Annotated in this window: 22 protein-coding genes; 12 read left to right on the top strand and 10 right to left on the bottom strand. The window is 64.4% G+C overall.

The features are described from left to right. Positions 1-96 precede the first annotated feature (96 nt). Positions 97-510, bottom strand: coding sequence for a hypothetical protein (locus NGM68_RS10550; protein WP_252698088.1), 414 nt, complete (start codon positions 508-510; stop codon positions 97-99). Positions 511-639: 129 nt separating this feature from the next. On the opposite strand from NGM68_RS10550, the gene NGM68_RS10545 reads away from it, so the two are divergent. Together NGM68_RS10545 and NGM68_RS10540 are read left to right on the top strand one after the other, a co-directional pair. Beyond that, positions 640-951, top strand: a complete 312-nt coding sequence (locus NGM68_RS10545; protein ID WP_252698087.1) for a DUF7091 family protein — start codon at positions 640-642, stop codon at positions 949-951. A gap of 6 nt (positions 952-957) precedes the next feature. Beyond that, the gene (locus NGM68_RS10540; RefSeq protein ID WP_256469878.1) at positions 958-2,097 is read left to right on the top strand and encodes a sugar phosphate nucleotidyltransferase; all 1,140 of its coding nucleotides are present in this window, start codon (positions 958-960) and stop codon (positions 2,095-2,097) included. 146 nt (positions 2,098-2,243) lie between these two features. On the opposite strand, the gene NGM68_RS10535 is transcribed toward NGM68_RS10540, so the two are convergent. Continuing rightward, positions 2,244-3,041 (bottom strand): SDR family oxidoreductase, encoded by a 798-nt coding sequence (locus tag NGM68_RS10535; protein ID WP_252698085.1) that lies wholly within the window; start codon positions 3,039-3,041, stop codon positions 2,244-2,246. A gap of 383 nt (positions 3,042-3,424) precedes the next feature. Continuing rightward, on the bottom strand, positions 3,425-3,883 hold the full coding sequence (locus tag NGM68_RS10530; protein ID WP_252698084.1) for a Tfx family DNA-binding protein: 459 nt from the start codon (positions 3,881-3,883) through the stop codon (positions 3,425-3,427). Between the two features lie 256 nt (positions 3,884-4,139). Here NGM68_RS10530 and NGM68_RS10525 point away from each other — a divergent pair, with 256 nt between their 5' ends. Further along, positions 4,140-5,675: a heme-binding protein gene (locus NGM68_RS10525; RefSeq protein WP_252698083.1), complete on the top strand. Its 1,536-nt coding sequence runs from the start codon at positions 4,140-4,142 to the stop codon at positions 5,673-5,675. Between the two features lie 51 nt (positions 5,676-5,726). Here the strand turns inward: NGM68_RS10525 and NGM68_RS10520 are convergent, their stop codons facing one another. Next, positions 5,727-5,915, bottom strand: coding sequence for a hypothetical protein (locus NGM68_RS10520; RefSeq protein WP_252698082.1), 189 nt, complete (start codon positions 5,913-5,915; stop codon positions 5,727-5,729). 116 nt (positions 5,916-6,031) lie between these two features. Here NGM68_RS10520 and NGM68_RS10515 point away from each other — a divergent pair, with 116 nt between their 5' ends. Then, a complete protein-coding gene (locus NGM68_RS10515) occupies positions 6,032-6,511 on the top strand; it encodes a hypothetical protein (RefSeq protein ID WP_252698081.1) in 480 nt (159 codons plus the stop codon). A gap of 94 nt (positions 6,512-6,605) precedes the next feature. Next, positions 6,606-7,085 (top strand): hypothetical protein, encoded by a 480-nt coding sequence (locus NGM68_RS10510; RefSeq protein ID WP_252698080.1) that lies wholly within the window; start codon positions 6,606-6,608, stop codon positions 7,083-7,085. Positions 7,086-7,408: 323 nt separating this feature from the next. On the opposite strand, the gene NGM68_RS10505 is transcribed toward NGM68_RS10510, so the two are convergent. Both NGM68_RS10505 and NGM68_RS10500 read right to left on the bottom strand, forming a co-directional pair. Further along, positions 7,409-7,792, bottom strand: a complete 384-nt coding sequence (locus NGM68_RS10505; protein WP_252698079.1) for a DUF5611 family protein — start codon at positions 7,790-7,792, stop codon at positions 7,409-7,411. 234 nt (positions 7,793-8,026) lie between these two features. Next, a complete protein-coding gene (locus NGM68_RS10500) occupies positions 8,027-9,034 on the bottom strand; it encodes a DUF7093 family protein (RefSeq protein ID WP_252698078.1) in 1,008 nt (335 codons plus the stop codon). 108 nt (positions 9,035-9,142) lie between these two features. Between NGM68_RS10500 and NGM68_RS10495 the strand changes: the two genes are divergently transcribed. The 5 genes from NGM68_RS10495 (at position 9,143) to NGM68_RS10475 (ending at position 12,361) form a co-directional block, all read left to right on the top strand. Beyond that, the gene (locus NGM68_RS10495; RefSeq protein WP_252698077.1) at positions 9,143-9,439 is read left to right on the top strand and encodes a DUF6432 family protein; all 297 of its coding nucleotides are present in this window, start codon (positions 9,143-9,145) and stop codon (positions 9,437-9,439) included. Positions 9,440-9,666: 227 nt separating this feature from the next. Continuing rightward, positions 9,667-10,701 (top strand): lysylphosphatidylglycerol synthase transmembrane domain-containing protein, encoded by a 1,035-nt coding sequence (locus NGM68_RS10490; protein WP_252698076.1) that lies wholly within the window; start codon positions 9,667-9,669, stop codon positions 10,699-10,701. Between the two features lie 94 nt (positions 10,702-10,795). After that, a complete protein-coding gene (locus NGM68_RS10485) occupies positions 10,796-11,440 on the top strand; it encodes a uracil-DNA glycosylase (RefSeq protein WP_252698075.1) in 645 nt (214 codons plus the stop codon). Between the two features lie 125 nt (positions 11,441-11,565). Further along, a complete protein-coding gene (locus tag NGM68_RS10480) occupies positions 11,566-11,985 on the top strand; it encodes an HIT family protein (protein WP_252698074.1) in 420 nt (139 codons plus the stop codon). 136 nt (positions 11,986-12,121) lie between these two features. Then, complete coding sequence (locus NGM68_RS10475) at positions 12,122-12,361, top strand: hypothetical protein (protein ID WP_252698073.1); 240 nt, start codon at positions 12,122-12,124, stop codon at positions 12,359-12,361. 105 nt (positions 12,362-12,466) lie between these two features. Here the strand turns inward: NGM68_RS10475 and NGM68_RS10470 are convergent, their stop codons facing one another. From NGM68_RS10470 to NGM68_RS10460, 3 genes are all read right to left on the bottom strand, one after another. Then, positions 12,467-13,501, bottom strand: a complete 1,035-nt coding sequence (locus NGM68_RS10470; RefSeq protein WP_252698072.1) for an A24 family peptidase C-terminal domain-containing protein — start codon at positions 13,499-13,501, stop codon at positions 12,467-12,469. A 171-nt stretch (positions 13,502-13,672) separates the two neighbouring features. Next, positions 13,673-14,062, bottom strand: a complete 390-nt coding sequence (gene fer / locus NGM68_RS10465) for a ferredoxin Fer (protein ID WP_252698071.1) — start codon at positions 14,060-14,062, stop codon at positions 13,673-13,675. Between the two features lie 94 nt (positions 14,063-14,156). Beyond that, the gene (locus tag NGM68_RS10460; protein ID WP_252698070.1) at positions 14,157-15,338 is read right to left on the bottom strand and encodes an inorganic phosphate transporter; all 1,182 of its coding nucleotides are present in this window, start codon (positions 15,336-15,338) and stop codon (positions 14,157-14,159) included. 200 nt (positions 15,339-15,538) lie between these two features. On the opposite strand from NGM68_RS10460, the gene hisA reads away from it, so the two are divergent. After that, on the top strand, positions 15,539-16,279 hold the full coding sequence (gene hisA / locus NGM68_RS10455; RefSeq protein ID WP_252698069.1) for a 1-(5-phosphoribosyl)-5-[(5-phosphoribosylamino)methylideneamino]imidazole-4-carboxamide isomerase: 741 nt from the start codon (positions 15,539-15,541) through the stop codon (positions 16,277-16,279). A 116-nt stretch (positions 16,280-16,395) separates the two neighbouring features. On the opposite strand, the gene NGM68_RS10450 is transcribed toward hisA, so the two are convergent. Further along, entirely contained in the window at positions 16,396-16,656 is a 261-nt protein-coding gene (locus NGM68_RS10450; protein ID WP_252701415.1) for a DUF8028 family protein, read from the bottom strand. 271 nt (positions 16,657-16,927) lie between these two features. On the opposite strand from NGM68_RS10450, the gene hisB reads away from it, so the two are divergent. Continuing rightward, complete coding sequence (hisB, locus tag NGM68_RS10445; RefSeq protein WP_252698068.1) at positions 16,928-17,515, top strand: imidazoleglycerol-phosphate dehydratase HisB; 588 nt, start codon at positions 16,928-16,930, stop codon at positions 17,513-17,515. Positions 17,516-17,526: the final 11 nt, after the last annotated feature.

Raw genomic sequence — 17,526 nt, 5'->3', positions numbered from 1 at the left:
CCACCGGAGTGAAAGTGGACGTGGCGAGAGGCGAAATCGCTCGAGGGGAGCGATAGCACGCGTTGCGGCAAACCAGTCCGTCGCGGTCATCTCCGATCAGCACGTGCTTCCCTCGAACGCCATACCATCGTCTCCACGGTCTTCACTCGACCAGATGGTGAACTGGAACGTGTTCGCCGCTCGATCACTGCCAGAGCACGTGATTTCGTACCGGGACTCGTACTCCCGACCGTCGATCTCGACCCGGGCGTCGATGGCGTCCCCGTTGGATACGCTCTCGAGCGTCTGAAGCGACAACCCGGAGGCGTCTTCATCGGGTTCTCGCGCAGGTATATCGACGAACCCGTCCAGTACGACGGCACCGTCGCGGCGAAGCGTGACGTCTGCGGTGAACCGCTCCGCTCTGAAATTGACGATCTCAAACGTAACGGAAGCAGAATCCCGTAATACCGAGAGACAGCCGCTCGTCGTGACGAGACCAAGTGTCCCGAGTAAAGCACGGCGTTCCATATTCTGTACAATACGCAGGGTCGTGATAAAATGTCTGGTCGATGGGACACGTCGAACGGGAGACGGTAGTCACAACACCGGAAGCCTGGCGACGGGCCTATGTGTCCCGCCCACGAACACCCATCGAGAATGGCAGATCGGCGTCGGATCGAGCGTTTTCTCCGCACAAAGCTCCAGCAGGCGGGAACGCAGTACGAGGAGGTTCGCCGATCGGCGGACGGCCAGCTCGATGAGGCTCGCGAGGCCTATCGTGCCGCCCGAAACGCCAAGAGCCTCCCCACGGACGACGCCGGGCGCGCGAAGATCGTCTGCCGACGATTCGCCGAACGACGGGCGGCAAAACTCGACGAGGAGTACCGCCCGGCGTGTTACGAGGCCGACCACCCCGACTGCGAGGGCTGCGTGGAGGACGTCCACGAGGGGCGGATCGAGACCTGGTGACGACGGATGGGGAACGACTCTCGCGGTCACGCTCGCGCTCGTGCTCGCTCCCACGATCGGCCCTGCGATCGGCCGATTATCGCCTGCGTCCTCGCTGGGGGTTCCGGCAGCCGTCTGTACCCGTTGAGCCGGCCCGATCGGCCGAAACAGTTCCTCGCGTTCGAGTTCGAGCTCGAGGCCGATGGCGACTGCGACGGCGGCGACGATGACTGCGACGACGGCGACGGCAACACGTCACTACTCGAGCGCACCCTCGAGCGAGCGCGCCGGGCGAGCGACGAGCAGTACGTCCTGACGACCGAACCCCTCGCGTCGGGGGTTCACGAGCGCGCGCCCGACGTCCCGCTCCTGATCGAACCCGAGCCCGCAGGCACCGGCCCCGCGCTGGTGTACGCCGCCTGGCGACTCGCCGATGTGGGCGAGGAGCCGCCCGTGCTGGTGACGCTGCCGAGCGATCACCACGTCGACGACGACGTGGCATTCGCCGACGCGCTGGAGCGGGCGGCCGCGATCGCCCTCGAGACGGAGGGGCTGGTCACACTGGGTGTCGAACCGACGCGGCCGGCGACTGGTTTCGGGTACGTTCTCCCCGAGGGCGACCTCGCCGCCGAAGCGTTCGCACCAGTTGCCGACTTCCGCGAGAAACCCGACGGAAAGACCGCCGCCTCGCTCATCGAGGCGGGTGCTTCCTGGAACGCCGGGATCTTCGCCTGGACGCCCGAAGCACTGCTCGAGGCTGCGCGCGACTCTCCGCTCGCGCCGCTGGTCGACGCACTCGAGACGGGCGTCGATCCCGGCGACGCGTTCGCCACGGTCGACCCAATCAGCGTTGACGAAGCGATCCTCGAGCGAACTGACGACGCCTACGTCCTCCCGCTTTCGGTCGGCTGGGACGATCTCGGCACGTGGGATGCGCTCGGTCACATCTCGAGCACCGATGGCGAAGCGAACGCGTCGATCGGGGAGACGCACGTGGATGCGCTCGAGGCGGCCGGAAACGTCGTCGCCGCACCGGGCAAACAGGTCTCGTTAGTGGGCGTCGACGACCTCGTGGTCGCCGTGGTCGACGATCGAGTGCTCGTGGCACCACGATCGGACGCCGACCGTATCGGAACCGTTGCCGACCGGCTTCGCGAGGGGGAGTGAGGGATGGCGATCGTCGAAATAAGGAACTTGAGGGGGAACAAAAGCCGCCGAACTCGCGAGAGCCGGTGAGCAACTGACGGCGATCGACGATCGATGATCGCCGTCGCCAGGCCCCTAACTCCGCATCAGTTCCCCCCATCGATCACTTAACTTCGCATCAGCCCGCCGTCGATCGGTACCTCGACCCCGTTGACGAAGCTCGCGTGTGGACTCGAGAGGAACGCGACGACGTCGCCCAGTTCCCCGGGATCGCCGATCCGACCCATCGGGATGTCGGCGGCGAGCGCCTCGAGCCCTGCCTCGTAGCTCTCGTAGGTGCCGTTCTCGATTCGGGCCTCGATTAGCTCCTCGATGCGCGGTGTCTCGATCGTTCCCGGGAGGACGGCGTTGGCTCGAATTTCTGGAGCGAACTCGCGCGCGATGGTCTTGACGAGGCCGATCACCCCGCGACGGACGGCGTTCGAGAGCAGGAGGCCGTCGGCGACCTCCTGGACGGTGCGGGAGGTGATACAGACGATCGATCCCTCGTCGGACTCGAGCAGGTGCGGGTGGGCCTCCTCGATCGTCCAGACGACGCTCATCACCAGGAGATCGTAGGCCTGGTACCACTGGCGTTCGGTCGTCTCGAGGAAGGTCGTACTCGGCGGGCCGCCAGCGGAGGTGACCAGGTGGTCGATGCCGCCGAAGGCCTCGGCGGTCGTCTCGACGAGCTCCGATACCTCGTCCGGGTCGGTCAGATCCGTCCGCCTGGCGAGCACCTCCACGTCCCCGTCGTCCGGTGCCGCCTCGAGGACGCGTTCGCGCGCCGCCTCGAGTCGTTCCTCGTCGCGCCCGCAGATGGCGACGTTGGCGCCCTGGCTGGCGAGCGTCGTCGCACTCGCCAGGCCGAGGCCGCTCGAGGAAGCCGTTACCAGTGCCGCGTTGCCGTCGACGTCGAGATCCATGGCTGACGGTACGGCAGCGACGGACATATCTCTCGGGGCTGGGGCAAGGAGTCGTTCCAGAAACTACCGCGAATAGTCGGAACGCGGTTCGAACACCGTGAAAGCCCCCTTTCATTCCCACTCGTGTCGGCTGGCCGAGCAAGCAAAGCGGGTGGGAATAAAATGGGCTGGCACGGTCGACCGCTCGGGTGACGAAGCACGCGAGCGGAGCGAGCGCGCGCATGGAACCCCTGAGTCGAGCGGGGCAGGGGCTTTCTGCTGGTTCGATACGGTTGCAAATCAGTCAGCGTGTACGCTGAACGAAACCGTCACAAGAAGCTTAGCGGGTCGCACGAACGGAAAACCGCGCGGCTCGAGCACAAGCGGAACACCCGACGAGTCCGTCACTCGCTCACCCGAACCTGAATCGAGCCGTCGGTGGTGACGCCGACGACCAGCGACTCGGCGACCTGCCGGCCGCTGATCGCGTCACCGGCAGCGTCGGAGACCACTTTCATCAGATCCGGGGCGCTGTACTCGACCTTCACCCCCTCCGCGTCGCAGGCGGCGTACACCTGATCGGGAACGTCGTAGAGATCCGTTCCCGCCTCGATCTGCACCCGGACGGGGGCGCGTAACGCGTCCGCGAACGCGACCGTCTCGCGCGCCCGCTCGAGATTGTCCCTGGCGCTCCCCTCGACCGAGGACACGTTCGCCCGCGAGGTACCGAGCGCCTCGGCGATGGCTGCCTGGGAGAAGCCCCGCTCTCGGAGGGCCAGCACCTGTGCCTGGCGGTGAGTGAGGACGCTCGAGGCGGGGTCGAAGCCGACCTCCTCGAGCACCGATTCGGCCTCCTCGATCACGAGCGACACCCCCACCCGGTGGCTCGCGAGACGGCGGCCACGCCCGGTGTGTGTTCGTCGGCGACCATATCGGCTCTAGGCGGGAGCATCCCCAAAGCGTCTCCGGTCGTCGTCGCCCACGGAGAACGGAGGCTCGAGATCGCATCCACTCTAAATTCTGTAGTGTTAAACTATTGATTGTATAGTGAATGCAGTACCAATCCAACCACGAGCGGAAAACCGTTCGTTATTCACCCCTGGGCACACACCCTCGCGTATGGAACGACGGAGACCGCCACAGACGGCGGAAGGCTGGTACGTCCTGCACGACTTCCGGTCGGTCGACTGGGACGCCTGGCGAAGCGCCCCCGACCACGAGCGCGAACGCGCCCTCGAGGAAGGGATCCACTACCTCTCGAGCGCCGAATCCCTCGCGGACGTCGAGAGCGACGAGGGTGGGTCGGCCACCTTCGCGCTGGTCGGCCACGAGGCCGACCTGCTCTTCTTGCACCTGCGGCCGACGATCGCCGACCTCGAGGTGCTCGAGCGTCGGTTCGAACAGACGCCCCTCGCCGGGTTCACCGAACACACCGACTCCTACCTCTCGGTGACGGAGGTCTCGGGGTACATGTCCGAGGCGTACTTCGAGGAGGACGGCGAGGCCGAGTCGGGCATCGCCCGCTACATCGACACACGGCTGAAACCCTCGATTCCCGACGCCGAGTACGTGAACTTCTACCCGATGGACAAGCGCCGCGACGCCGAGTGGAACTGGTACGACCTGCCGTTCGACGAGCGCAAGGAGTACATGTCCGCCCACGGCGACATCGGCCGGGACTACGCCGGCAAGGTGACCCAGATCATCTCCGGCAGCGTCGGCCTGGACGACCACGAGTGGGGCGTGACCCTCTTCGCGGACGATCCGGCCGACATCAAGGATCTGCTCTACGAGATGCGCTTCGATCCCTCGAGTTCGCGCTTCGGGGAGTTCGGCCGGTTCCGCTTCGGTCGGCGTATCGCACCCGAGAAACTCGGTGCGTACTTCGCCGGGGAGCACGTCTCACAGGAACCGTCGGAGGCCGGGGGTCACGGGGGCCACCACGGACACGATCACGGGCACGGACACGGGAACGGGCACGGACACGGCCACGACGACTCGAGCGGACATGGCCATGGCCATGGTCATGGCTCTGGCGGAGCCCACGGGGACGACACCGCTGAAGACGAACGCGTCCGCAGCGAACTCGAGGACGTCGGCGTCTACGCCGGCCAACCCCACGGCGAGGACGTCCACGCGGTCGTCCTCTACTCCGAAGCCGACGTCGACGAGCTGTTCGAAGAGGTCGACGGCCTGCGGACGAACTTCGATCACTACGACAGCCACGTCAAAACGGCCGTCTACGACGCCGAAGGTGACGAGGAGTCGGCCGTCGTGAGCCTCTGGGAGACCGACCGCGCCGCGAGCACCGCCGCGGGCTTCCTGGCCGACCTCCCCGACATCGTTCGCCAGGCGGGCGACGACGACGAGGACTCCTGGGGCACGATGGGGATGTTCTACACCGTCAAGCCCGACCACCGCGAGGACTTCGTCGGCACCTTCGCCGACGTCGGCGGCCTGCTCGAGGAGATGGACGGCCACCGAAAGACCGCCTTACTGGCGAATCTCGAGGACGAGAACGACATGTTCATCGCCAGTCGCTGGGACGCCCGCGAGGACGCGATGGCGTTCTTCCGCAGCGACGCGTTCGCCGAGACGGTGGAGTGGGGACGCGACGTTTTGGCCGATCGACCGCGACACGTCTTTTTGGCCTGATCTGGCCTGGTCTGGCTTGGTCTGGCCAAAATGGGGATCGAACCGGTCGACTCAGATCCGACCCGACTTCGCCGACTCGTCGTAGAAGAAGTAGCCAGCGACGCCAGCGAGGCCGAACACGAGGGTGATCAACGGCCACTTCCCCAGTTCCCGGTCGGTCATCCTGGCGTGTGCCGTCACGAAGATCGCAAAGCCGATGTGGGCGGTGAGCGTCGCCGCGAGGAACGTCTGTAAATCCATTACTCGAGGGTTCGAGGGCGAGCGTTTAGTGATTTCGAACCGCCTCGATTCCGGTATCCGGGGGACATGGCGTACGCTTAGGTAGACGGGGCGCTTCGTTCACAACAGATCTTCGAATGAGCGACTTCGACCCAGTGACATGGGAGACGATCGAGACCGTTTTCGGATCTCCCGCCCCGGAGGTAACCGAACACGTCGAACGGATGAAGGGGGAACTGTACGACGAAACCCCCTACGACGCGGTGAAAATCGTCCACGACGCGTTGTACGACGAGACGGTAGAACGAACTGTACCCAGTCTCGGCGAACCGTTCATCACGGCGTATCTGCTCGAGAAAGAGGGCGTCATCACGCCGGAGGAGGGTGCCGCGGACGAGTACCGTTCGCTCATCGACCGGCGGCCGGATCGACAACGGCTCGAGGAACACTTCTGGGAACACCGGCACACGTTGTGGTGGATCGGACTGCTGTACGGCGTTCACGCGTCGCTGGTCAACTACTGGTTTTACGAGGACGACATTCCGCTGATGGAGCGAAACTTCGCTGACGAGTCGATGGCCCAGATACGGGCCTTTCAGGAGTCGGCTCCGGAGTAGTTCTTCGGGCAGCGTGGGGCTCAAAGGAGGACGAGCGACGGATCCTCGATCGTCGGTGGAAAAGTACTCCTGTCTCCACCCCAGATCAGCGAACGTGCATCGACGCGCGTTCCTCGCGACGCTGCCGACGATCGCCCTCGCGGGCTGTTTGCGTCGACTCGGGTTGACCGAGCGCGTGATCGTCCTCGAGAAGTCGATCGAGGCGACCGAGATCGACCTCGACAGCGGCGAGGAGCGGACGTTTACCCTGCTTTTGCGACGAGACGACGAGAACGGGCCGGTGTATCACGACGTCCACGAGGATCTCGAGGGCGCGTTCGAGGACGACCAGCCACTGCGATTCGAGGGCGACTTTCGACAGGATCTCGAGAACGCGTACTACGAGGTGCGGCTTCGCGCCCAGATATGCGACACAGCGCCGGTTGGCGATCCCGATAACGCGACCGGCTGTCGATCCGTCGCGATCGTCTCCGAGGACTTCAACGAGATCCGTGTCGGTGACGCGATCGACGTCCGGGAGAGCAACGACGGGATCGGGCTGCTCGAGGTGCATCGGCGTCGCGAGGATCGATAAGTCAAATTCTGCAGTCAGTCACGATCGACGCGTGCTCGGATCGCCACCGGGTCGTCCCCGGATCTGATTCGGTTCCGTATCTGACCGAAGAGTGGCCGTAATCGAGCGTCGTCGAATCGGCGATGCTCGAGCGCCGGGGGAGGGTAGGCCGCTGAGCGGTGCTGCGGGCCAGCAGTCACACCGCGAGCGAGGCGACGCCGAGCGAGCGGGCCGACGAACGACCATCGGGAGTGAGGAGTGCTTTTGGTCCAGCTTTTGCCGAGGGACGCTGCGCTGTGCGGCGAAGCCGTCAGCGCAGCAGACCGTAGCGCAAAAGGTGGGTCTTAGAAATCGTGATCCGGGTCGTCCTCGACCGAGCGCTTGAGCGACTCGCGGCGCGATTTGGCGTCGCGTGCGGTCGCCTCGAGCAGGAAGTCGTTCTTCGCGGAGACGGCCTCACCGGCGGCCTCGAGTTCGTCCGGGCCGAGTTCGGTGGGGTCGCGCTCGACGAAGTCGACGGCGAGTTTGTCCTTCTTGCCGGAGTACTGGACGGCACCGACGACGATGCGTTCGAAGACTGGGTTTTTCGGTTCGCCGACGACGTACAGGTCACTGCCCTTGAACTCCTCGGTGCCGGTGATCGAGCCGAAGTAGTCTTCGACGGTGGCTTTCATATCGGGGATTCGATCCTCGAGGTGCTCACCACGGCGCATCTTGTACTCCTTCATGGCTGTGGAGTATACGGGGGGAGTGTTTACCTCTTTTCATCACCGTCGGTGGGTGTGAACACCGTGACAGATAGCTGAGGTGTGTGACGGTGAGTCGACACCGTGCCGAATGGGCAAAACGGATCGGTTCCTTGCCGAGTACGGGTGACCAACGAGCTGCCAACGGGTCTACAACGAGTCGGTAACGGGTCTACGGCGGGGCCGAAGGCAGGTCGAAAAAAGGAGCGAACGCACTCAGCGGTCGCGCTCGCCCAGATACCCCTTCCGACACTCCGGACAGATGTCGCCCTGGCGAAGCGAGCCACGGTCGCCGGGAGCGACGAACGAACACTGTGGGCAGAAGAACTCGGTAAAGGTGCCGCTCGAGGTCGTGCTCTCGCTGGGGTTCGGAGCGCGCTGGGCGCTCGCAATCCCGGTGTAGGAGCCGGACTGTTCCGGGGTCGGATCCGGATCGGCGTCGACGAAGACGGCGTCGTCGGTGACGGGTTCGTCCGCGTCGGTGTCGTCACCGTCGTCGACAGCTGCCTGCTCGACGTCGTCCTCTGCGAACGTCGTCTCGGTGCCGGTCGCGTCCGCTGCGAGGTCTGCTTGTGCTTCCGGCTCGTCCTCCGGCCACGCCGCCGGCTCGTCCTCCGGCCACGCCGCCGGCTCGTTTCTGGCCCCGACCGGTGGGCCGACGTCGTCGTTGTCGGGCCACTCGCCGTGCCCGCGATCGCGGTCGTCGCGCTCGGCGTCGTCCGAGGAGAGAATCTCGGCGTCGTCGGTGATCGGTTCGCCGTGTTCGTCCGTCGGAACGTCGATGTCGTCGTCGACTGCGTCGGCAGGTGGGACGGTGGACTGTTCCTCGCCATCCGACGGCACCTCCGTCGGCTCGCTAGGCGGGGCGTCGGTATCGCCCGCCTCAGCATCGAGGATTTTGCCGGTGTCGTGAGCGTCAACAGTGGCGTCGACGTCGACGTCGGCATCGGCCTCGAGCGAGTCATCGCTGGCGGCGTCGCTGGGAGTGTCGGGGGTTGATTCGGGGGCTGGCACGGACTCGTCTGGGGGCGTGGGGTCTGCATCGAAACCGGCGTCGAGCGCGGTCACCTCGGTGTTCTCACTGGTGACCGTCTTCTTGCCACATCGGAGACACTTTTCGTACTCCGTGACGGTTACGACGACCTCACTTCCCCGTTCTTCGCGCTCACGATCGACCTCGGTCTCGCCGAAATCGTGTCCGAGCAACGAACATCGAAGGGCCATTGTCCAATCGTTCCGAGTCAGGACATAAAAAACGTACCGCAAATCGAACCCTCCAGAGAGTGGGTAAACGGCAAACGTCAAATCCCGCCGTCACGAAGGGAGACGTGGATGAGAGCCAAACAGGAGTACCGAAACCGCCCCTCGACGGAGGTCGAGGTACTCGATGCGCTCGTCAATCGAAACGACGACGGCATGACCGTCTTCGAACTCCGGGCAGCGGTCGCCGTCGACATCGACGACCTCGAGGCAGCGCTCGCGACCCTGAAAGACGACGATCTGATCGTCGTCGAGGCAGGCGGCAGCCGAACCGTCATCAAGCCCGACCCATGCGTGATCCCCGACGAAGACGAACTCGATCCGGACGAGTCGCTCGCCGACTGGCTGCGCGATCGGCTTCCGTTCTGATTCTGACTGACCGGCTCCAGTCTGCGCTACTCCGTTCTGACCTGCGTCCTCTCTCGCTTGCAAGCCGTCACTCGAGCATCAAAAAGTATCAACAATTAACTGCACGTGGTGAGTCGGACGTTCGTAGAGATCAACGACGTGACAGCACTCGTGAGTGAACAACCGGAACCAGAGGGGCGAGCGACTCGAGCGACTCGAGTGGACGACACCCGTCGCGAACATCGCCAATGAGACGACGTGCTGCCGTTGCACTCGGCCTCTCCGTGCTGTTGCTCGGAATATTCATCAGCCTGGTCGGCTGGGACGACGTCCTCGATTCGATCGAACGGGCGTCGCTATCGGTGTACGCCATCGCAATCGTCGGCTCGCTCATCACGCTGGCGTTCCGGAGCGAGGTCTGGCGGCGCGTCCTCTCGGTCGTCGACCAGCCGCGACCGTACTGGCTGGTCGCCAGCGTGTTCACCACGGCGACGTTCATCAAGTACGTGACCCCCTACGGACAGGTTGCCTCCGGCGTCGGCAACGCCGCGATCGTCTCGCGGTACACCGATGCCGCCTACGAGGAGAGCCTCGCCGCGGTCGTCAGCGCCGACGTGATGACGTACGTCCCCTACTACACGTTCGGGTTCGTCGGCGTCGTGTACCTGTTTTCCCGGGTGTCCCCGCCGATCGATCCCAGACCGTACCTCTTTCCGGCTGTTGGGATGGTGGCTATCTTCGCGTTTCTCGCCCTGTTCCTCTGGACGCAACGATCACGGCTGAAGACAGCGATCGTCAGAGCCCTGGTGGGCTTTCGCGGGGTGGTCGCCCGTATCTCGCCACGGCGTGCCGGCCTCCTCACCCGCGAGAACGTCGAACGTCGACTGCAGGACTTTACGCTGACGCTCGAGCTCGTCTCTCGAAACCGGCGCTCGATGACACTCGCGCTGGTGTACGCCCACATGGCCTGGCTCGGGCTGGCGCTGGCGCTGTACGCGTCGGCGGCGGCGGTGGGCACGCCGCTCCCGGTCGGGATCGTCCTGCTCAGCGTCGCCCTCAGTAAACTCGGATTTATCGTCCCCACGCCGGGCGGGCTCGGCGGCGTGGAGGCCACGCTCGCGACCGTCGTCTACCTGCTCGCCCCGAGTGACGTCGGGATGACGGTCGCGACCGCGACGGCGATCGCGATTCTGTACCGGTTCGCGACCTACTGGCTCACCGTCGCCGTCGGCGGGACAACCTCCGTGGCGCTGACGATCGTCGATCCCCGCCCCGTTGACTGAGGCGGTATTGTCGCCCGGCCAACTGATCGCTGACCGTGACTGGACTCGAGTCGAAACCGTGCTCGCTAAATCCCGTTCGTACCGAGTAGCGCCCGTGACGGATACGCCATCACCGTCGTTTCCGACCGACCGCCACGTCCTCCAGCCCGACTGCCGGCGCTGTCCCCGTCTCGTCGAAGATCGGGAGTGCATCTCGTGGGGTACCGGCCCGCTGGATGCTTCAGTGTTCGTCATCGGCGAAGCACCCGGTTACGGCACTCCTGACGCCGACCGATGGCGAGGCGGTAACTGGACGGGGAAGGCCTACACCTCGAGGCACTCCGGCCGGCGCATCCGTCGACTGCTCGAGGAGTTGGGCTACGACGACGCCTACTACACCAACGCCGTCAAGTGCTTCCCCGCCGACCCGGACGACCCGACGACCAATCGCGAACCGACCGAGGAAGAGCGGGCGGCCTGCCGAGACCACCTCCTGACCGAACTCGAGACCGTCGAGCCGACGGTCGTCCTCGCGACGGGGAAACACGCCACGAAGTCGGTACTCGCAGCCGAGGGACAGACGCTCGAGGGGTTTCTCGAGACGGTGCTCGAGCCCCGCCCATGCGAACGGCTGGGCGTGTGGCTGGTTCCGATCCTGCACCCGTCGTATCAGGACGTCTGGATCGGTCGACTGGGTTACGAACCTGTCGAGTACCGCGAGGCGCTCGCGGGGGTGCTCGAGGATTGTCTCGAGGGGTGACTCGAGAGCTGACACGAGGGCTGTTTCGACGGAGCGATCGGGGGCTGTCTCGAGCAGGAACGCGAGCGCGAATGCGAACGCGAACGGGAGTAACGTTCTTGGCTCGGGCCATCACACGTTCGACCATGTCGACGATATTCAGCCAGATCGTCGCGGGTGACATCCCCGCTCGAGTCGTGTACGAGGACGAGACGACGTTCGCGTTCCTGGACGCCAATCCGCTCGCGCCCGGTCACACGCTCGTCATTCCAAAGGACGAGTACGAGCGCTTGAACGACGTTCCCGACGACGTCGCGGCGGATCTGTACGCGACGATCCACCGCCTGGTACCGGCCGTCGAGGAGAGCGTCGACGCCGATGCGACCACCGTCGCGTTCAACAACGGCGAGGAAGCGGGCCAGGAGGTTCCCCACGTCCACTGTCACATCGTGCCGCGGTTCGAGGGCGACGGCGGCGGCCCCATCCACGCCATCGCGGGCGAGACACCGACGCTCGAGGACGACGAACTCGACGAGATCGCGGCGGCGATCGACGAGCGCGCCTGATACGGTTTGCTGTGCCTTTTTCCGGTGATTGCCCACCGGGTCGACAATCACCGGTTAGAGACTACAGCAAACCGTATGAGCCCACCCTGAAACTGGCTGCCGGGAGAGTTATCACCCTCGAGGGACACCTCGAGGTATGCTCGGACTCACCGGCTTCGTGGCCCGCTTTCGCGCGCATCCGGTTGCGGCGACGATCGAACTCGGGAGTTTTCTCGGCTGTTTCGTGCTGGTCGTCGCCACCGTGGGTGCGATCGCCGGCGGGCCGCCGACCGGCCAGCTCTCGAGCGATCTGCCGTGGCTGTTCGTGATCGCTGGCGGCGGTCTGTTCGTCGTGTTCTGGACGCTGGTCGTGCCGCTGTACGAGCGCACACTGTGATCAGTAATCGGAAATCGATAATCAATAATCGGTAATCGGTAGCCGGTGGCCGGTGACCGGTAGCCCATTTTGGCGATCACTCCGCCACTCGAGTGCTATCGAGAGTCAGAACACCAGGCCGAGCAACAGATCCCCGTAGACGAGCGCGACGAGCAGCCCACCGAAGACGGGCACCAGAAACGGCGTCCCGGGGGACACCCAGACGACGTCCTCAGTCGCCAGCACCTCGAGCCCGTCCCGAAGCGTCTCCGGGTCGGTGCCGTAGGCCGTCCCGTCGATGTCCTCGAGGAACGTCGCGACACCCCAGGGGTCGTCACCGACTGGGTCTGGTCGGGTCGTGGACGCCACTCCATCCGCCCCGTCGCCATCGGCGGCCGCACTCGAGCCGCCATCCGCGGTGGCTTCCGTGACCGTCGCGGTGACGGCCCCATCCGTCGGTGGGTTCGGTTCTGCGGGGAGGCTCACCGGGTCGCGATAGCCCTCGGGGTCAGCCCGGAGTTCCTCGAGGGAGAGTCCCCGCCAGCGCAGGTACATCCGGAGGGCGTCCAGGTCGAGGCCGTGGCGAGTGCGACCCTCGGGCGTCTCGAGCAGACGTCCGTGCGTCGTCGGGATCGCGTCCCAGGCTGTCGGCCAGCCGACGAACATCACGAGGGAAATCCGACCGGCGACAGCGTTTCGAACGGCGAGTGCGACCGGGATCAACGCGCCGATCAGGACGGCGTTCGTCAGAATCGTCAGGGAGAACGGCATCGCGGTCTGCGGGGCGACGGCCGGGAACGTCAACGAGCCGATTACGTAGGCCGGATACGTGGGTACCAACAGCGCGAGTACCAGCAGCGCCTTCGCGTCAGCTCCGCCAAAGCCGCCGAACCACCAGAAGAGGTACGCGAGCGGCACGACGAGTCCCAGGCTCATCGCCGCCGGAATCAGGAACTCGTGCGTCCAGACGTACCCGCCCGTTCGAGAGGCGACCCAGCCGTCCCACAGAAAGAGGATCGCCGCCAGCGCCGACAGCGGGATCCAGACCGTGCTCGAGATCCGCCGGGTCTTGACGTCGCGGACGGCCGCCCAGGCGAAGACGGGAACGACGACGAGCCGGAGGAGGTCGGGTGTCGAAGCGATCGGGACAGCGTCGTACACGTGCGCTACGGCGGGCCGACGGGTCGTCAGTGTTACGGCTCGAGGAAGGATGGCCTGAGCCCGCTCTACGAATACGTTGTCATCGACGGCACAAGCGATGCCGCTCGAAACAATCTCAAAACGGGGTGTCGGAACGTGACCGACACGATCCTGAATCCAGAGAACGCGCGTTTAAATGACGCGGTTCTGCAGGTAGTCGAGGTGTTTCGCGTTGTAGACGATTTTGACCTCTTCGGATTCGGCGGTACCGATGCAGGTCAGGCGAACGTTCTTGTCCTCGACTTCCTCGTCCGAGAGGATCTGCTGCATGTCCATCTGGATCTCGCCCTCTTTGATGATGGCCGCACAGTTCGCACACGCGCCAGCACGGCACGAGAAGGGCCAGTCGTAGCCCTGGGCCTCGGCAGACTCGAGGATGTACTCGCCTTCGTTGACCTCGAGAGTGCCGTAGTCCTCGTCGTCGAACCCGGCGTCAGCCGCCTTCTCGAAGAGGTCGTCGTCGTCCATGTCCCATCCCTGATCGTCCAGCACTTCGTAGTTGAGGTATTCTACCGTGGGCATCAGGTGGCGCTTCGAGGCCCGTACTGGTATAGCTTGCTGTTCATTTGCAACGGTTTATCAGACCTGACACTCCGAAAAAGAGAAACGACCGCTCTTAGAAGCCGAAGAACGGCACGAAGCGAAACGTGAGAAACGCCGCCGCCGTCGAGATGAGTGGTACGACGTTTTGCATGAGGATGACCCGTGCCGTCGTCGACGGGTCGAACAGGTCGGATGCTCGAGGGATGTCGGTGGTATCTTCTTCCCCAATTTCCGGGAGCTGTTCGCCCTCTTCATCCGCCGTGAGCGCTCCGATCGAGACGGCCGTCTCCTCGCCCTTGGCAGCGTCCGGGAGCGTCGTCGTGCGGGTTGCCCGCCCCCAGCCCAAACCGACGATGGACATCGTGGCGACGACGACGAAACTCGCGGGAATCCCCATCGCTGAGAGGAGGATGACGATCGTCGAGGAGATGACGGCGACGATGATCGCCGCCGTTAACGGCAGGTTCGTGATGTCGTTGCCGAGCGTATCGAGGGTGCGGCGAGCGATCGTAAACGCGCCGACGGCGACGGCGATCGACCCGATGATGATGAGCGGGCCGAGCTCGAGGCCGCCAGCCCCGTAGATGGGGGCGATCGCGTTAGCGATGTTGCTCGTTCCCGAACTGAAAGCCATGAGACAGCCGATGGCGACGACGATGAGTGCACCACTCGATTTCCGTCGGCTCGCTCCCTCGCTGAAGCGAATCGTGGGTAGAAGGCCGCTGCGATCCATCGCGATCATGGGATCGCCGTCCCGGTTGGGTTCGATGGCGACCCAGGCGTTGATCTGCGGGTAGAAGTACCGACCGACGACACCCGAGACCCAGAAGCCGATGACTGGGGCGACGACCCACCAGAGGGCGATTTCACCGGCGACGGCCGTGTCCAACTCGCCTGTCGCGAGACCGAGAGCCGCAATCGCACCGACGGCCGTCATCGACGTCGAGGCGGGGACGCCAGCGTAGTTTCCGATAAACAGCGCACCGCCGATGAAGAAGAGGACGGCGACGTTGGCCTCGAGGGTGAAAATATCGCTGTCGGTGATCAGGTCGTTTCCGAGCGTGTCGACGACCGCTGGACCGATCGTCCATGCGCCGATGAAGAAGAACACGGACATCAACGCGGCGGCGGCGACTTTTGTGATGACGTTCGCCCCGACAGCGGGACCGAACGCTGGCCCGGTCGTCGCGCCGCCGATGTTGTAGCCGACGAAAATCGCGACGACGATACCGGCGTATAACAGTATGTCCGACACGAACGACTGTATGCGGTGGAGGCTAAAAATACGTCTGTTTTTGACACCGACGTGATTTCCACCCCCAGGTCGGCTCGATGATCCTCCACCACCTCGAGACGCCTGGTGTACCTCGTCGGTAGTCAGTTGCCCGGAACGATCGTCAGTAATCAGTTGCTCGAAACGAGGGACTTTACTCGCGGGCCCCCGCTCTCTCGAGTATGACCACACAGCAGGTCACCGAGTTCGAGGTGATCCCCGCCGTCGACGTACAGGGCGGTGAGGTCGTCCAGCTCGTCCAGGGCGAACGCGGCACCGAGAAACGCTACGGCGATCCAGTCGACGCGGCGAGACGCTGGATCGAGGCGGGTGCGGAAAGCCTCCACCTGGTCGACCTCGACGGTGCGTTCGAGGGCGAGCGCCGGAACGCCGAGGCGATCGACGCAGTGCTCGAGGCCGTGGACGTCCCGACCCAGCTCGGCGGCGGGATCCGAACGGCCGACGGAGCGATCGACCTGCTCGAGCGCGGGCTCGATCGGGTGATTCTCGGGACGGCCGCCGTCGAGAACCCCAAGATCGTCGCCGACATCAGCGAGAGCCATCCGGCGTCCGTCGTCGTCAGCCTCGATGCAAGAGACGGGGAAGTGGTCGTAGAGGGCTGGACGGAAGGAACCGGCATCAGCCCCGTCGAGGCCGCCACACGTTACGAGGAACTCGGAGCCGCCGCGATTCTCTTCACGAACGTCGACGTCGAAGGACAACTCGAGGGCGTCGAGACCGCCCCCGTCCACGAACTGACATCAGCGACGGATATTCCAATAATCGCCAGTGGCGGCGTCGCGACGCTCGAGGATATTACGGCGATCCGTGAGGCTGGCGCGAGTGCCGTCGTCGTCGGGAGCGCGCTGTACGAAGGTGCGTTTACGCTCGAGGAAGCCACGGCCGTCGCTCGCAGTGAGTGAGTCGATTGTCGTAGCGGACGGGGAGCGCCAGAGGGGCAGTCGGTGTGACACCCGTTCGTCAACACGAGATCACGTCTCGAGTACGATCGGTGTGTAAACCGGGGTATCCGCCAGTATCAGGTGCGGTTGTAGCCGTGACCAGCGTACAGAGCGAGGACGTTCACGAACAACAGCGTCACGAACGTCAGGGCAACCGTCGGATCACCGAGTCCGTTCGCGAGGAGGGGGAGGTACACGAACGGCAGGCCGATTGCCAGCCAGAAGCTCAGGAACTGTGCTGAGGGTTTAACTGTACGACCAAGTCGGCGAAGGTGGGTGGCGTACTCACCGGCTGACGGCGTGGACGATTCGGTTGTGGGCGGGGAGGGGTTGGGCATGGTCATCAGGCACCTCTGGCTAAAACAGACATTCACTGCACACAGCATATAGCCGCCAGAATATTGGCGTGAATTCGACTCGTTTCATCACGTTAACAATCGCGAAATTCATTTTTTGGCGTTTTTAAAATCCAGTAGACGTTTTAAAACCGCTCTAGAACCGCTCGTTTCCGATTCGGTCAGAGAGTGGGCGCTGACGGGCGGAAGGTGTTCGAACCGACGTATCGCCACGAACACAATCGCCTTGTACGATCAGCCGCGATGTTCGGGTATGAGTCAGCGAACGTCGACGGTCTCCCGGGAAACCGCCGAGACCTCGATCGAGTGTACGCTCGACATCGACGGGACGGGAACGGCGACAGTGGACACCGGCATCGGCTTTTTCGATCACATGTGTACCGCGTTCGCGAAACACGGCCTGTTCGACCTCGAGGTGACCTGCGACGGTGATCTGCACGTCGACGACCACCACACGGTCGAGGACGTCGCGATCACGCTGGGCACCGCGTTCGACGAAGCCCTCGGTGACCGTGACGGGATCGTTCGCTACGCCGACCGGCGCGTGCCGCTCGACGAGGCGGTTGCGGGTGCGGTCGTCGACGTCAGTGGCCGCCCTCGGTTTTACTTCGACGGGACGTTCTCACAGGAACAGATTGGTGAGTTCACGAGCGACATGGCCCGGCACTTCGGGGAGTCCCTGGCGATGCACGCGGGACTGACGCTGCACCTCGCTATAGAAGGGGAAAACGCCCACCACGAGGTCGAAGCCCTGTTCAAGGCGCTCGCTCGAACGCTCGACGACGCGACCCGACTCGACGAGCGACGGGATGGAACGCCGAGTACGAAGGGAACGCTCTAAGCACGAAGGGG

The sequence above is a fragment of the Natronosalvus vescus genome, from assembly GCF_023973145.1.
Lineage (GTDB): Archaea > Halobacteriota > Halobacteria > Halobacteriales > Natrialbaceae > Natronosalvus > Natronosalvus vescus.
The sequence above is the reverse complement of the archived record's forward strand: the minus strand, read 5'-3'. Positions and strand labels throughout refer to the sequence as shown.

Coding starts and splice junctions, on each gene's coding strand:
- NGM68_RS10505 (WP_252698079.1), bottom strand. CDS start 7,792: ATGAAGGAGTACAAGATGCGCCGTGGTGAGCACCTCGAGGATCGAATC.
- NGM68_RS10475 (WP_252698073.1), top strand. CDS start 12,122: ATGCTCGGACTCACCGGCTTCGTGGCCCGCTTTCGCGCGCATCCGGTT.
- NGM68_RS10520 (WP_252698082.1), bottom strand. CDS start 5,915: ATGGATTTACAGACGTTCCTCGCGGCGACGCTCACCGCCCACATCGGC.
- NGM68_RS10450 (WP_252701415.1), bottom strand. CDS start 16,656: ATGCCCAACCCCTCCCCGCCCACAACCGAATCGTCCACGCCGTCAGCC.
- NGM68_RS10535 (WP_252698085.1), bottom strand. CDS start 3,041: ATGGATCTCGACGTCGACGGCAACGCGGCACTGGTAACGGCTTCCTCG.
- NGM68_RS10490 (WP_252698076.1), top strand. CDS start 9,667: ATGAGACGACGTGCTGCCGTTGCACTCGGCCTCTCCGTGCTGTTGCTC.
- NGM68_RS10550 (WP_252698088.1), bottom strand. CDS start 510: ATGGAACGCCGTGCTTTACTCGGGACACTTGGTCTCGTCACGACGAGC.
- NGM68_RS10515 (WP_252698081.1), top strand. CDS start 6,032: ATGAGCGACTTCGACCCAGTGACATGGGAGACGATCGAGACCGTTTTC.
- NGM68_RS10495 (WP_252698077.1), top strand. CDS start 9,143: ATGAGAGCCAAACAGGAGTACCGAAACCGCCCCTCGACGGAGGTCGAG.
- hisA (WP_252698069.1), top strand. CDS start 15,539: ATGACCACACAGCAGGTCACCGAGTTCGAGGTGATCCCCGCCGTCGAC.
- NGM68_RS10540 (WP_256469878.1), top strand. CDS start 958: ATGGGGAACGACTCTCGCGGTCACGCTCGCGCTCGTGCTCGCTCCCAC.
- NGM68_RS10545 (WP_252698087.1), top strand. CDS start 640: ATGGCAGATCGGCGTCGGATCGAGCGTTTTCTCCGCACAAAGCTCCAG.
- NGM68_RS10500 (WP_252698078.1), bottom strand. CDS start 9,034: ATGGCCCTTCGATGTTCGTTGCTCGGACACGATTTCGGCGAGACCGAG.
- NGM68_RS10525 (WP_252698083.1), top strand. CDS start 4,140: ATGGAACGACGGAGACCGCCACAGACGGCGGAAGGCTGGTACGTCCTG.
- hisB (WP_252698068.1), top strand. CDS start 16,928: ATGAGTCAGCGAACGTCGACGGTCTCCCGGGAAACCGCCGAGACCTCG.
- NGM68_RS10480 (WP_252698074.1), top strand. CDS start 11,566: ATGTCGACGATATTCAGCCAGATCGTCGCGGGTGACATCCCCGCTCGA.
- fer (WP_252698071.1), bottom strand. CDS start 14,062: ATGCCCACGGTAGAATACCTCAACTACGAAGTGCTGGACGATCAGGGA.